Source organism: Streptococcus sp. DAT741, from assembly GCF_009866825.1.
Classification (GTDB): domain Bacteria; phylum Bacillota; class Bacilli; order Lactobacillales; family Streptococcaceae; genus Streptococcus; species Streptococcus ruminantium.
The window spans coordinates 621,482-635,384 of sequence record NZ_CP019557.1 but is presented as its reverse complement, the minus strand read 5'-3'; the positions used below and the strand labels follow the sequence as shown (position 1 = coordinate 635,384).

Sequence of the window (13,903 nt, the reverse complement as noted above, 5' to 3'; positions counted from 1 at the left end):
TCTTATTATATCGGAAATAAAGGAATTTTTCAAACAATTGAAGAATCAGTCCCAAGAACTATGCTATTGTATTATAAATATGCTACAATAGAAATGAGAGATTCATTTCATGTATTTAGAAAAGGAAAGTTAGAGAATCATGAATAAGCATATAAAAGGTTTATCAAACAAAGAAGTACAAGAACGTATCCAGGCTCGGCAAACCAATCACTTTAAAACCAAAAGTAGCGCCAGTAACTGGGAAATATTTAGAAGAAATGTCTTTACATCCTTTAATGCCTTAAACTTTGCTATTTTTTTGGCACTACTAGCTGTTCAAGCTTGGTCCAATCTCTTCTTTTTCGGGGTTATCGTCCTCAATGCCTTTTCAGGCATTTTAACAGAATGGCGTGCCCGACGAATGATTGACAAACTCAATCTTATGAATAAAGATTTAGTGCGAGTAGTACGGGATGGACAAATAGTTTCCATAGATCCCGAAGACATTGTCTTAGATGATCTTCTCCTGCTATCTGCTGGGGAGCAAGTGCCTAGTGATGCTCTAGTCATTCAAGGAACTGCCGAAGCCAATGAAGCAATGCTAACTGGAGAAAGCGATCTGATCCTAAAAAATCAAGGAACCGAATTATTATCCGGTAGCTACCTAGTCAGTGGGCAGGTTTATGCTCAAGTAACTCATGTCGGTGCAGATAACTACGCCAATAAACTCATGCTAGAAGCGAAGACCCACAAACCTATCGTTTCTCGTATCCTTTACAATATGGATAAAATTGCCAAGTTTACAGGAAAAATTATCATTCCCTTCGGACTCGCTCTTTTCCTAGAAGCCTTTTTCATCAAGTTACTCCCACTAAAAGACTCTGTTGTCACCAGTTCAACCGCTCTCTTAGGTATGTTACCAAAAGGAATTGCCTTATTGACAATTACCTCGCTCCTAACAGCCGTTATTAAGCTAGGGATGAAAAATATCCTCGTTCAAGAAATGTATTCTGTAGAAACGTTGGCTCGAGTTGATGTACTCTGTCTGGATAAAACTGGAACCATTACCCAAGGAAAAATGACTGTTGACAAGCTCCTTCCCTTAGCCAATCGCTATTCCCTAGATACAATCCAGCACATCTTAGCAGCCTACATCCAGACCAGTGAAGATAACAATTCTACCGCTCAGGCTATCCGGAATGCCTACGGACAGTTGCAACACTCCTATACAGCCAGTCATCTTATTCCATTTTCTAGTGATAGAAAATGGGGAGCTATGATGATTGAAGGAGTCGGTCAAGTCTTTCTTGGCGCACCTGAGATGCTGCTAACAGAAAACCCTCCGGCTGTTCATGAGGCTCAGACACGTGGATCTCGTGTATTGATTTTAGCCCTTAGCCAGACAAACCTCCACTCGACTAAAGGAGAATTACCTCAAGATATTGAACCACTTGCCCTCCTAGAAATTGCCGATCCGATTCGAGAAGATGCAGCAGAAACACTCGCCTACCTACGCTCGCAAGAGGTTACCTTAAAAATCATCTCTGGAGATAATCCTGTAACAGTATCACATATTGCTAAAGAAGCCGGCTTTACAGATTACGCTAGCTATATTGATTGCTCTAAGGTCAGCGACGAGGAGTTAGTAGCTCAGGCTGAGGCAACCGCTATTTTTGGTCGGGTTTCTCCTCATCAAAAGAAATTACTCATCCAAACCTTCAAAGCTCAGGGACATACAACAGCGATGACAGGAGATGGGGTCAACGATATTCTAGCTCTACGTGAGGCTGATTGTTCCATTGTCATGGCAGAAGGAGATCCTGCAACTAGACAAATCGCCAATCTAGTTCTGCTAGAGTCCGAGTTTCGCGATATTCCTGAAATTCTCTTTGAAGGACGGCGCGTGGTGAATAATATTGCCCATATCGCACCTATCTTTCTCATCAAAACGATTTACTCCTTCTTACTAGGACTTATCTGTATCGCTAGTATTGCACTTGGTAAAGCAGAATACCTTCTTGTCTTCCCGTTTATTCAGGTACAGATGACCTTGATCGGTCAATTCGTTGAAGGTTTCCCTCCTTTCGTCCTGAGTTTTGAACGAAATATCCGACCTGTTGAAAAACATTTTCTTAGAAAATCTCTCTTGTTAGCCTTACCCAATGCACTCATGGTTGTTATCAGCGTTCTTGCTTTTCATCTGATGCAAGTCTATGGTGGCTTAACTTCTAGTGATATGCAAACACTGTCTTATTACATATTGGGGTCGACTGGAGTGTTAGCTGTTATTCGTGCCTGCTTGCCACTCACTAAGGTACGTTTTGCTCTCATTGTTTATTCTGTATTCGGCTTTTTTATCGGTTCACATTTTCTCCATCATTTAGTTGAAATCCGTCCACTTAGTGACTACACACTGATGATCTATCTGGGATTGATGGTCGTCTTTACACCTGTATTTTTCTGGATTAGTTATAAACAAGGTGCTTTCAAACAGGCCTAAAAGTGGGGATGAATCATTACTAGCTGATAAATAAAACACAGAAATGCTGACTTGGTCTATTGATCTATTCAGGAAGCCAACATTTTCTGTGTTTTTTATTTTTGTCCTTTTCTAAAGACTATCGTGATAAGATTTCCACTCATGATAAGAAAAAACGAGCAATTCAAACTGAATCTGCTCGTTTGGCTATCTGCCAGAATGCATTTTGTCAAACTAATCTTTCTTCGGTGTGCATAAAATCGCTCAGTCCTGAACGATTGACCAGTCTCTCTTCTTCAAGTAGGCTACCATAGACTGACCTGACAAAATTGCAAAACAAAATATAACCGTTACCAATAGAAAATTCAAAGGAATATTTCGACTATTAACTAGAGGTGTATGACTTAAGAAACCGTAATTTCCACCAAGTAGTGCATTCACAAAAAGTAGAAAAGTATTCATGGTGACCGTATATCTTACCACCTCTTTCCTATCCAAGACTTCCATTTGCGAATCAGATAGCAGGTAAAGGAGACAGTTGACAGCTAGTGCATAATGCCCCACCACAAAGGTGAAAAATGTCAAATGAGGAAAAGCAAAGGGATCAAAGACAGGGTAGATAAAAGCGACCAATGAACCAAAGAGACCCAGATAGGCAAAATAACGTTTCAATGGACCTGGTTTTGCCCAAAGAATAAAAAGCATCGCTAGTCGACAATGATAAAAAGGTAAACTTTCAGATAAGGGCCAAGATACCGCTATGTACCAAGAATACAAGCTCACGATTTGGAAAAACTGTAGCCACCAAAACAAGGAACGATACCACTTTTTTTGATAGAAACAGCATGAAAGATACATTAAGGCAAAAAAAATCAGAATAAGGGCGAGGTATCCCGATAGACTTAAAGATGGTGCCTTAGAAATATGATTGGTGAAAAATTCAGTCACGCATCAAACTCCCTTCAAAAACTTGAGTTTAGTATATCAAATCCTAGTTCATTTGACAAGAAGGGTAAAAAGAAGAGGGACTGGACAATCCCTCTCTAACCTGCTAAGAACTCTACCACTTTCGCCAGATTCATCGAATTGGAGCCTTTGAGCAAAATCTGATCATGCTTACCAAGAACTGTCTGTACTTGACTGACTAGATCCTCAAATTGATCCTGATCTGCATTTTTTCGGAAAAAATAAACCTTACCAATCGGAAACATCTGACTGGCTAGCTGAGCCAAGCCTTCAATATCTTGACCGTAGAAAATAACCGTATCTAAAACATCTGGCGACAGACTCAAAATCAGTTGATTATGGAGGGCAACAGATTCCTGTCCCAACTCCTTCATATCCGCCAAAACTGCAATTTTCTTACCACCTTCATTGGCTGGAATGGTTGAAAAAGTTTCCAAAATCAAGCGCATTGCTGTTGGATTGGCATTGTAAACATCGCTGAGAATATCTGCACCGTTTGCTGCCTTTTTCCACTCGGTACGATTGCGAGTTAGATTGAGGTTGGCCAAAGCGGATTTAATGGCTTCCTCTGTCACACCTAAACTCTTCCCAACATAACTGGCTATCATAGCATTCGTTGCATTGTATTTCCCCGTCACGGGAAGGAAAATCTCCCCGTTGATAAAGTTGACCGTAAAGCTCAAACTATCTTTGGATTCGATTAGGCTTGTTAGCTGCAGATCAGCACCATCTCCAAAACGGATGATTTTTTGATTGATAGGTAAATGAGCTTCTGCGACCGGATCAGCCGGAATAATCAATTCGCCTCCATCAGGCATGCCATCTGCAATCTGTAATTTCCCTTGCGCAATCTGCTCGCGCGAGCCAAAGAACTCTAAATGCGCCTCGCCAAAAAGCGTGATAACCGATAGGCTGGGTTTGGCAAGTTCAGATAACAGATGAATATCGCCAAGATGATCCTGCCCCATTTCCAAAACTAGTTTCTCTGTTTCATCTGGCATATGAAGGATGGTATAAGGCAGGCCGATTTCATTGTTGTAGTTGCCCTGGGTCTTATAGGTTTTGTAAGTTGTTGCTAGAACATCATGAATCATGTCCTTAGTCGTTGTTTTTCCGTTTGAGCCAGTGACTGCTATGACCTCAACACCTGTTTTTTCTAGATAGTAGGCAGCTAATTTTTGTAGCGCAGCCAAGCAATCATCAACTAGAATATGGGGAACATCAAGGCTTTTCTCAGATAGAGTAACTGCGCAGCCATTATCAAAAGCAACTGGAATAAAGTCATGACCGTCACGCACACCTTTAAGAGGAACAAAAAGGTCTCCTGTTTCAATCTTGCGGCTATCAAATTCAACCTTGTTAAGAATCCTATCAGGGTAGGTACTTATATCGTTTTTTGCGCTCAATGCCTGAGCAATTTCGTGTAGATGTAATTTCATGTATTTCTCCAAAATCAAAAGAGCTTTCGCTCCTTCTATTATATCACTTATACCACTTTTTTACCGAACTTGAGTCAACATACCGTCTTTCATCTCGTACACTTTATCACATTTTTCAATCATACGTTGATCATGCGTCACCATAATAATGGATTTCTTACGTTCTTTTGACTCCTTGGCTAGAAGTTCTACTACTTCATAGGCACGTTCGGTGTCTAAGCTAGCAGTAGGCTCGTCAACCAGAATCAAGCTCGGATCATTGTAAAGGGCCCGTGCAATAGCCACGCGCTGTCGCTCACCTCCTGAAAGGTCCTTAGGAAACTTATTTTTGAGGTGGTCAACCCCCAATTCTGCTAGCAGTTCCTGACGTTTGCTAGGATTGACATTCTTATTGATTTTATCCACCAAGGTCAACTGCTTTTCGACCGTCAAAAAAGGGATCAGGTTTGAAGCCTGTAAGACAAAACCAATATCCTTATAGCGAAGCTGAGCCCGTTTCTTCTCAGACAAAGCTGAATAGTCTGATTGGTTGATTAAGACATGACCTGTCGATGGTGTTTGCAGACCTCCAGCTACTGTTAGAAAAGTAGATTTCCCAGAACCTGATGGTCCAATAATAGCAACAAAATCGCCTTCCTCAATACTAAAATTGGTTGACTTTAAAGCTGTAATAGTCTGACTACCGTCTTGGAAGGTCTTACTAATATTTTCAAAAATAAGTGTTTTCATGGTGAATCTCCTAAGATAGATTTTGCAATGGGTCTACCTTAAAGATAGAACGCACAGAAAAGCTGGCACCTAAAAGAGCAAACAAGACCAAAGCCAGGCCGATCACTGTATAGAAGAGCCAGTTATTTTCAAATGGCACCGAACTTGGCAAAATAAAAGATGATAGATAAGTTCCAACTAACCCAGTAACTGTTCCCAAGCCAGCCAACAGGAAGGTCTGAGCTAGCACTGATCCAGAGATATAAGCATTGGAGAGACCTTGAATTTTCATCAAACCAAAAATCGGTGATTTTTGAGTTGTTAACACAAAAATGAAAATTCCAATAACAATAGCCGAAATAACAATCAAGAAACCAATCATAAAACCGAAAGTCATATTTTGTGCCTTGTAGCCCGGTAAATTCTCAATAAAATCTGCAATCGCAATTTTTTCGAGATTATCTGGAACATCCCTTATTTCTCCACGAACGACAATAGCGTTAGCAAGATTGCTGCTAGTTGGCTGTCGTTTGTCTGCTTGCATTCGTTCTGAAAAAGCTGCAAAATTCATATAAACAACTGGTGCTACACCAAAATAGGCATTATCTGTATATCCTACAATGGTTGCTTTTTCATCAGCACCTGATAGATAAACTTGATCTCCTAAACCAAAGCCATCTACTTCTGATAGCGTCTTGTCTACGACAATTTCGCTGTTTTTGTCATATAAGCGTCCTTCAACAACATTTGGAGCAATGAAACTATCTGCCTCAACTGCAAAAATAGTGATCCTTTCCTTGGCCTTTTCATCTACATAAGCAACCCCAGCCTGTTGGCGGATAAGAGCCTTATCAGCCCCCTTCACTTGATTAATCAAGGCCACATCTATCTTTGATGCAGGAATCAAGCGATTACTATCTGGATGAAGCAAGATATAATCTGCTTGCCATTTATCCACTGCTGCTCGATTTTCTTGCATCAGACCATAAGCTAAACCTGTCAAGAAAAAAACCAAATAAGAAATCAGGATCAACAGACCTAAAATCAAGCCATAACGTAACTTATTCTGCCACATTTCTTCTATTGCTAAAAACATCTTACTCCACACTTTCTAGAACAAAAAATCTTGTCTCAATCATCACATCCTCTTTCAAAAGAGCCTTAACCTTACACTTCTGCTCTATATAAGCAAGAATCTCTTTCTGCTTTTCTAGTGCTACCTCTTCACCAATTCCAATGTTTAGCCTGAAATGTTGATTTTCCAACTGACTCTCCACCTGGACAGACATAGTCTTATTTCCTTCCTGACTGGCATAGTAGCCTTGGATACACATGGCTACACAGGCAGCCAGAGCGATATTGACCAGACTGACTGGCGTTTCTCCCTGATCTATTACACCAAAAGTCGTAATCGGATCCCCGTAACCTTGGGATGACGTTTGAAACAATCGCTCTCCTTTTACTATCGTTTGATACATAAACACCTCCAGAATAAACTCCATTCTATTCCTTTTTATCCAACTGTGCAAGAAAAAAGATTGGAATGATTCCAATCTCGGTTTCTATTAAATTAAGTAGCTATTCGATTACGACGTGCAAAAAGAGGCTCTATAATTTCTGTAGTGGGTAAACCCCACTGTAGAGATTATAGGGCTTTTTGAGTATCAAAAAAGTCCCATAAGACTTATAATGAAAAGCGCTTAAACAACTCATTAGAAAGTATCTTATGGAACACATCAATAATACCACATTACTCATCGGAATTAAAGACAAAAATATCATCTTAAATAAAGCCATTCAACACGATACCCATATCGAAGTCACCGCTACACTTGATTATCACCCTCCCAAATGTAAACACTGTAAAGGAAAACAAATCAAATACGACTTCCAGAAACCTTCTAAAATTCCTTTTATTGAGATTGCTGGTTTCCCTAGCCTCATTCGTTTGAAAAAGAGATGATTTCAGTGCAAGTCCTGTCGAAAAGTAACTGTTTCTGAAACATCTCTTGTTCAGAAAAATTGCCAAATTTCTGAAATAGTGAGACAGAAAATCGCTCACCTATTGCTCAACAGAGAGGCTCTTACCCATATCGCTGCTAAGCTCGCTATCTCTACCTCTACTGTCTATCGCAAGTTCAAGCAATTTCATTTCCAAGAGGAGTACACTACTTTGCCAGAAGTGCTTTCCTGGGATGAGTTCTCCTACCAGAAGGGAAAACTGGCCTTTATTGCTCAGGATTTTAACACCAAGAAAATCATTACCATCCTTGATGACAGACGTCAAACAACCATCCGAAATCATTTCTTCAAGTACTCGAAAGAAGCTAGAAAAAAAGTTAAAGTCGTCACTGTCGATATGTCAGGGAGCTATATCCCTCTCATTAAGAAATTATTTCCAAATACCAGAATTGTCCTCGATCGTTTCCACATTGTCCAGCACATCAATAGAGCTCTCAAGCAAACACGTATTGAAATCATGAAGCAATTTGACGATAAATCTCTTGAATACAGAGCTCTTAAGTACTACTGGAGACTTATTCAAAAAGATAGTCGGAAACTATCTCCTAAGGCTTTCTACTCTAGAACTTTTAGAGAGACTCTAACGCCTAGAGAATGTCTCAATAAGATGTTCAAACTGGTCCCTGAGTTAAAATCTTATTATGACCTGTACCAGTTACTCCTTTTCCACCTGCAAGAGAAGAATACTAAGCAGTTTTGGGGCTTAATTCAAGACGCTTTACCTCATCTCAATCGCACCTTTAAAACCGCTTTGAGCACATTTATTCGCTATAAAAACTACATCACTAACGCCATTGAATTGCCTTACTCTAACGCTAAAATTGAGGCCACTAACAAACTCATCAAAGACATCAAGCGCAATGCCTTTGGTTACAAGAACTTTGACAAGTTCAAGAAACGTATCTTAATCGCTTTGAACATCAAAAATGAGAAGACGAAGTTCGTCTCCTCTCGCGCTTAGCTATAAGTCACCCACTACAGTTGACAATTAGCCCTTTATTTTATCAAATCTATAGGCTACCATACCTCCTTCCTCTAGAAATAGAATTTTAACTGTTATTTTTTTTCTGAAATTCTTCCATCTCTTCAAACAATTTTATTTCTAATTCATTTTGAGGGATTTTCCCAAGATGTGTATATTGAAAATATTTTAATCTTTGATTGGATGTATAAGAACTATTTAGCCAATCTGCATAATCAAATTCAACTTTTAATGTTGATTGATTATGTACAATAATTGTCATACATACCCATTTTTCTTGACCATTCTTATCTAACAGGTTATGTATTTCTCGTGAAGTAGACATTAACTCATTAAACCCATTCATATACTCTGAAAATGAAATGTTATATTCCTCTGGAATATCATGAGAGTATTTATATTTCTCTTCCTCCTCTGAACTATTATAATAGAATAACGTTTCTCCTTCACCATCTTGTAATTCAGTATAAATGTATAAATCCTTCCAATTAATTGGTATCATTGCATTTGTAACTTCAACCATTTTCTTTATTAACTGGTTTAATTCATTTTCAAACATAGTTAACCTCCTGCTTTATTATTAACCTGACGGATTCTAATAGGCTCGCCTTCAATTCTATACCTGATATTGAAACTATCTGGTCTAACTGAACTTGAACCATAAACAGGTTCAATATTAACAGACACCTTTTTAGGGGGAGCTTCCACTCTAAGTTTTAGATTATCAATTGTTCTCTTTTTGAAACTGTTCCATTTCATTAAACAGTTCTTTTTCCTGAGTACTTCTAGGGGGAACTTTTAAATATTTATATTTATAAAAATTCCGTCTATCCGTAGGACTAAATTCAGAAGTCCCCCATGAAGCGTAATCAAAGTTTGTACTCAATTTCTGATTTACATACGAAATAACTACTGAAGACCAAGCTGGCAAGTCATTATCATTAAATATTTTCCATAATTCATATCCCAACTCAAATTGTTCATCCAATAATTTTTCAACGTATTTATTATCTACATTAAAATCTTCAGGAATTAGAACACTATAGTGAAATGACGATGAATTTTTAGGTTTAAAATCAAAAAAGACACCACCACCGTCCTCAGACATCTCAATATTTATATAAACTTCTGTCCAATCTACTGGAATGGTTTGGTCAACACTCTTTAAAATTTCAATTATTTTTTCTTGAATCTTTTGTTCTGTACTACTCATTGTACTTTAGCCTCCTGGTTGATTTATAATTCTCCTTACCATAGGGTCATTCCCTTCAATATAGTATCTTACCTTAAATTCAGTAGGTCTCAGTCCACCATTTGCGTATATTGGTTCAATATTAACAGACACCTTTTTCGGTGGAACTTCACTTAGTGCTTTCTTCCATTCTTGCTCCATATCGAACCATACTCCACCACTACGATTTATATCTTTATGCATGGCGACTAAGTTATCGATATCACCAGAGCCTTTAAACATCGAGGCAATTAAGTGCCCTCCATCATCGTCTGCTAGCCTGTCTGCACCACCAATAGTCCGCTGACTATATAGATTTCGAGAAGCTCTATCTAATATAAGTTCATCTGCTTCAACCGATACAATCCGTCCTAATGAATCCGTTGTATATTTGTACCCCTGCTCACTTACATACTGAATGTCTGGTAAAAGTTGTTTCTTACCATATTTACCTTTTACAATATGCTCCCCATATGGTACTTTGGTCTTAGCACCACTTTCCATCACCTCATCCACACTGCCATCCAAATTCTTGGCAAAGGCTTGGATGTTATCCGCTAGTCCAGACAACTTCCCTGGAGGCGGAGTTGGCATGAAGCCATCAATCAATTGTGGTTCTAAACCAATATTAAGGCGGAAATTCTGTGCTGCAGTGCTGATTGTCTCATCCGCATGACGAAGTTTACCAGCAACATTGTCAGCTAGTGATGATACCTTATTAGTCACTAAATTGTCAAGTTGTTTCCCAAAATCATCGATTTTAGTCACAACCTTCTTCCCAAAGTCATCCACATTCTTGAGCACAACTTTGAAGTTATCGACATTCTTAGCCGCCTGCTCCATGCCTTCCTTGAAGCTGGTTTTAAGGCTTGCCTTGATGCCTGCAAAACCTGCCACCTTACCTGTCTTGGCTAGGTCATTCAAATAACCAACACCTGGTATCAAATCAAACAAGGCAAAGGCTCCCCGCATCAGACGCTCACCATCATCAAGCTCACGACCAGTCATCCAGTCCTTGCCAGAGGCAGCTGAGTACATATCCGCTGCCGCTAAGGCAACACCTGCCACAGCTCCTGCAGGAGGAAAGAAAATGCTCAAAATGACAACACCAGCAGCTAAAACAAGGTCTCGTTTCCCCTCAAAAGCTGCCTTCTCATCATTGAGGGAATGATAAGTAAAGGCTCTAGTCTGATGACTGGCAAAGAGGTAATCCTCCTCACTCAACTTGCTCTCTTTATAATCATCGCTAGACTTATAGGCCTCATACATGGCCTGAAGCCGTTTCTTATAGGGATTGTCAACCTGATAAAGTTCCTTGAGACCAACTTCTTTGGCCAAGACTTCCCGAGTACCCATGTACTGGCCAGCTTCGCTATAGATGACCTAGGTCCTATTTTTACGGGAAAATAGCAGAGCTAAAGACAAGCTCTGCTTATCACATACTAAGTACTACCGAATAAGCTACGGCGTCAATAATGCTAAAAATTCAGTAAATGTTGGTGCAAGATAATAGGTGTTACCTCCATCAGATGACGACGCTAAAGTATACGTATCGTCATAATAATATACACCCTCGTTTTCATCTCCACTAATCCAAATAATTATAAAGCCATGCTGGACTGTATCTCCTATAATGAGAGAATGTTCCAAAATATCATCAATATACTCTTCTGTCCATTTTCCGATATCCGTTCCTTGTTCATCAGGTCGAACTCCGAATAACAAATCTAAATTTATTTCACCATCACTATGTGGAATACTAATCTTGTTTAATTCATAATCTATTGTTTCACCTCCATTAAAATCTAATAAAAATTGCTTATAGTCTTTTGGTAAAACAATATTAAATCCCTTTTCTAACTCATGAATATCCTCAATTTTAGCATGTCCAAATTTTTCAATTTGTAAACTCATTATTTTCCTCCATTTCTCTTGATAGAAATACCTCCGCGATGGGTAAAGCGTCTATGAATTTTTCTATCAACCAATTGTAAAGTTTTTCCATCTTGATGATGATGCCATGTATTCTCTGGGCCAGATTTACCCGCCTTAGAAAAATCTTTAGCTCTGGTTTCAAAACCATCTTCTAGAATAAATTCCTTTTTAACTTGAGGAGGAATTCCACCTTTAAAATCAGGAAAGCCATCTGTATATTTAATAATATTACCTTCCCAGTCCGTGTAAATCCACTCAGGCGGAAGCTTACTATAATCTATTTCAATTTTTCCACCTTTATCCAACCATTTTTGTGGTGCTGGAGAGTTTTTAGGCTTAATATTCAAAATACCTGTATCTGATAAATCTAGCGGCAGTATATTATCTCTCAGTTTACCTCCACTCTCCACCACCTCATCCACACTGCCATCCAAATTCTTGGCAAAGGCTTGGATGTTATCCGCTAGCCCAGACAATTTCCCTGGAGGTGGAGTTGGCATAAAGCCATCAATCAATTGTGGCTCTAAACCAATGTTAAGGCGGAAATTCTGTGCAGCAGTACTGATTGTCTCATCCGCATGACGAAGTTTACCAGCAACGTTATCAGCTAGTGATGATACCTTATTAACCACTAAATTGTCAAGTTGTTTCCCAAAATCATCGATTTTAGTCACAACCTTCTTGCCAAAGTCATCGACATTCTTGAGCACAGTCTTGAAGTTATCAATATTCTTAGCCGCCTGCTCCATGCCTTCCTTGAAGCTGGTTTTAAGGCTTGCCTTGATACCAGCCATACCTGCCACCTTACCTGTCTTGGCCAGGTCATTGAGGTAGCCAACACCTGGCACAAGGTCAAACAAGGCAAAGGCTCCCCGCATCAAGCGCTCACCATCATCAAGCTCACGACCAGTCATCCAGTCCTTACCTGAAGCAGCTGAATACATATCCGCTGCCGCTAAGGCAACACCTGCCACAGCTCCTGCAGGAGGACAGAAAATGCTCAAAATAACAACACCAGCCGCTAAAAGAAGGTCTCGTTTCCCCTCAAAAGCCGCCTTCTCATCATTGAGCGAATGATAAGTAAAAGCTCGGGTCTGATGACTGGCAAAGAGGTAATCCTCTTCGGTCAGCTTGCTCTCTTTATAGTCATCGCTAGACTTATAGGAGTCATACATGGCCTGAAGCCGTTTCTTATAGGGATTGTCAACCTGATAAAGTTCCTTGAGACCAACTTCTTTAGCCAAGACTTCCCGAGTGCCCATGTACTGGCCAGCATCACTATAGATGACCTCAGTTTTCTTAAACCCAATCTGGTTACTAGTCTTGTAGTCGCTGATGTTCAAGGCCTCTAGCCGATCCCCAACCTTGTCCAACTTTTCATAGAAAGGCTGGTCAATCTTATCCTTCAGATACTCTTGCACCTTGCCCGCATAGGTTTCTAGAGCGGTCAGTTTGGACTGTAAGGTAATCGCCGTCACATGGTCATCATGAAAGTGAAGGTTGCCAATAGTCCCATCCACATCCAGCTCATTGATGGCCCGTTTGGCCTTCTCCGTAATCTCAACCAGGGACTTGATCCGATTCGCAAAGCCCTGACTACCACTACCGCCAATACCACTATAGGAGGACATAGCTGGACCGCCCCAGCTGCTGTAACTGCTACCACTAAAACCACCACCGGAGCCAGTCTCAGTAACAGAGCCTAAAGCACCCTTCATTTTGCTCCACTTGTGAAGATGAAGCTCAACATTTTTAGTCATTAGCTTCCTCCTTCCTCTGGTGGGAACAACTGCCTCAAATTATCAGCCAAGGGACCACCGCCCTGCAAACTATCTCGGAAGTTCTGTGCCAGAACCTCATCTTGTTCCAGCCATTGGTTCATCAGGTAGAAAACCTCACCATTGGCTCGACTGTATAAATCACCAACCTCATTGACCTTGTTAAGCATCTTAGCGTAGTGGGCCATCGCCTTAGAAGCCTCCCCGCCCTCATAGTATTTAGTCTGGGACAAGGCTTGGAGCTTCGGTGCCAGATGCTGGTGGAAGGAGAGTTCTAGGATGACCTTTTGGGAAAATAGCAGAGCTGAAAACAAGCTCTGCTACCTTCGTAACTGATTTCAGATAACCAAAGAATACTTGTATCTATCCTAATCACTAGCCTTA

12 protein-coding genes and 1 pseudogene are annotated in these 13,903 nt (G+C 40.1%); 2 read left to right on the top strand and 11 right to left on the bottom strand.

Annotation, left to right across the window (positions count from 1 at the left end):
• The first annotated feature begins 139 nt into the window (after positions 1–139).
• Positions 140–2,479: a cation-translocating P-type ATPase gene (locus BZG42_RS03140; RefSeq protein ID WP_155995709.1), complete on the top strand. Its 2,340-nt coding sequence runs from the start codon at positions 140–142 to the stop codon at positions 2,477–2,479.
• 243 nt (positions 2,480–2,722) lie between these two features.
• On the opposite strand, the gene BZG42_RS03135 is transcribed toward BZG42_RS03140, so the two are convergent.
• From BZG42_RS03135 to BZG42_RS03115, 5 genes are all read right to left on the bottom strand, one after another.
• Positions 2,723–3,316 (bottom strand): YwaF family protein, encoded by a 594-nt coding sequence (locus BZG42_RS03135; protein ID WP_231996461.1) that lies wholly within the window; start codon positions 3,314–3,316, stop codon positions 2,723–2,725.
• Positions 3,317–3,501: 185 nt separating this feature from the next.
• A complete protein-coding gene (locus BZG42_RS03130) occupies positions 3,502–4,863 on the bottom strand; it encodes a UDP-N-acetylmuramoyl-tripeptide--D-alanyl-D-alanine ligase (protein ID WP_155995711.1) in 1,362 nt (453 codons plus the stop codon).
• A gap of 60 nt (positions 4,864–4,923) precedes the next feature.
• Entirely contained in the window at positions 4,924–5,592 is a 669-nt protein-coding gene (locus BZG42_RS03125) for an ABC transporter ATP-binding protein (RefSeq protein ID WP_120171461.1), read from the bottom strand.
• Positions 5,593–5,602: 10 nt separating this feature from the next.
• Entirely contained in the window at positions 5,603–6,667 is a 1,065-nt protein-coding gene (locus BZG42_RS03120) for an ABC transporter permease (protein ID WP_024532075.1), read from the bottom strand.
• Position 6,668: 1 nt separating this feature from the next.
• On the bottom strand, positions 6,669–7,049 hold the full coding sequence (locus BZG42_RS03115) for an OsmC family protein (RefSeq protein ID WP_155973819.1): 381 nt from the start codon (positions 7,047–7,049) through the stop codon (positions 6,669–6,671).
• A 248-nt stretch (positions 7,050–7,297) separates the two neighbouring features.
• Between BZG42_RS03115 and BZG42_RS03110 the strand changes: the two are divergent.
• Positions 7,298–8,554 (top strand): annotated as a pseudogene (locus BZG42_RS03110) (ISL3 family transposase).
• A gap of 88 nt (positions 8,555–8,642) precedes the next feature.
• Here the strand turns inward: BZG42_RS03110 and BZG42_RS03105 are convergent.
• The 6 genes from BZG42_RS03105 to BZG42_RS10055 all read right to left on the bottom strand — a co-directional run bounded on the left by BZG42_RS03105 (position 8,643) and on the right by BZG42_RS10055 (position 13,833).
• Positions 8,643–9,134, bottom strand: a complete 492-nt coding sequence (locus BZG42_RS03105) for an immunity protein YezG family protein (protein ID WP_155964659.1) — start codon at positions 9,132–9,134, stop codon at positions 8,643–8,645.
• Between the two features lie 165 nt (positions 9,135–9,299).
• Positions 9,300–9,788, bottom strand: coding sequence for an immunity protein YezG family protein (locus BZG42_RS03100; protein ID WP_155964658.1), 489 nt, complete (start codon positions 9,786–9,788; stop codon positions 9,300–9,302).
• Between the two features lie 6 nt (positions 9,789–9,794).
• Positions 9,795–11,162 (bottom strand): DNA/RNA non-specific endonuclease, encoded by a 1,368-nt coding sequence (locus BZG42_RS03095; RefSeq protein ID WP_156009205.1) that lies wholly within the window; start codon positions 11,160–11,162, stop codon positions 9,795–9,797.
• A gap of 105 nt (positions 11,163–11,267) precedes the next feature.
• The gene (locus tag BZG42_RS03090) at positions 11,268–11,720 is read right to left on the bottom strand and encodes an SMI1/KNR4 family protein (RefSeq protein ID WP_155995705.1); all 453 of its coding nucleotides are present in this window, start codon (positions 11,718–11,720) and stop codon (positions 11,268–11,270) included.
• The gene (locus tag BZG42_RS03085; protein WP_159780086.1) at positions 11,720–13,501 is read right to left on the bottom strand and encodes an HNH endonuclease; all 1,782 of its coding nucleotides are present in this window, start codon (positions 13,499–13,501) and stop codon (positions 11,720–11,722) included. The genes BZG42_RS03090 and BZG42_RS03085 overlap by 1 nt, the downstream gene beginning before the upstream one ends.
• Positions 13,501–13,833 carry a hypothetical protein gene (locus BZG42_RS10055; RefSeq protein WP_227990290.1) on the bottom strand — a complete coding sequence of 111 codons (333 nt, stop codon included), beginning with the start codon at positions 13,831–13,833 and terminating at the stop codon, positions 13,501–13,503. The genes BZG42_RS03085 and BZG42_RS10055 overlap by 1 nt, the downstream gene beginning before the upstream one ends.
• Positions 13,834–13,903: the final 70 nt, after the last annotated feature.

Bases quoted from the DNA above. Each gene is read 5' to 3' on its own strand.
- BZG42_RS03140 (WP_155995709.1), top strand. From the start codon at position 140: ATGAATAAGCATATAAAAGGTTTATCAAACAAAGAAGTACAAGAACGT.
- BZG42_RS03135 (WP_231996461.1), bottom strand. From the start codon at position 3,316: ATGTATCTTTCATGCTGTTTCTATCAAAAAAAGTGGTATCGTTCCTTG.
- BZG42_RS03130 (WP_155995711.1), bottom strand. From the start codon at position 4,863: ATGAAATTACATCTACACGAAATTGCTCAGGCATTGAGCGCAAAAAAC.
- BZG42_RS03125 (WP_120171461.1), bottom strand. From the start codon at position 5,592: ATGAAAACACTTATTTTTGAAAATATTAGTAAGACCTTCCAAGACGGT.
- BZG42_RS03120 (WP_024532075.1), bottom strand. From the start codon at position 6,667: ATGTTTTTAGCAATAGAAGAAATGTGGCAGAATAAGTTACGTTATGGC.
- BZG42_RS03115 (WP_155973819.1), bottom strand. From the start codon at position 7,049: ATGTATCAAACGATAGTAAAAGGAGAGCGATTGTTTCAAACGTCATCC.
- BZG42_RS03105 (WP_155964659.1), bottom strand. From the start codon at position 9,134: ATGTTTGAAAATGAATTAAACCAGTTAATAAAGAAAATGGTTGAAGTT.
- BZG42_RS03100 (WP_155964658.1), bottom strand. From the start codon at position 9,788: ATGAGTAGTACAGAACAAAAGATTCAAGAAAAAATAATTGAAATTTTA.
- BZG42_RS03095 (WP_156009205.1), bottom strand. From the start codon at position 11,162: ATGGGTACTCGGGAAGTCTTGGCCAAAGAAGTTGGTCTCAAGGAACTT.
- BZG42_RS03090 (WP_155995705.1), bottom strand. From the start codon at position 11,720: ATGAGTTTACAAATTGAAAAATTTGGACATGCTAAAATTGAGGATATT.
- BZG42_RS03085 (WP_159780086.1), bottom strand. From the start codon at position 13,501: ATGACTAAAAATGTTGAGCTTCATCTTCACAAGTGGAGCAAAATGAAG.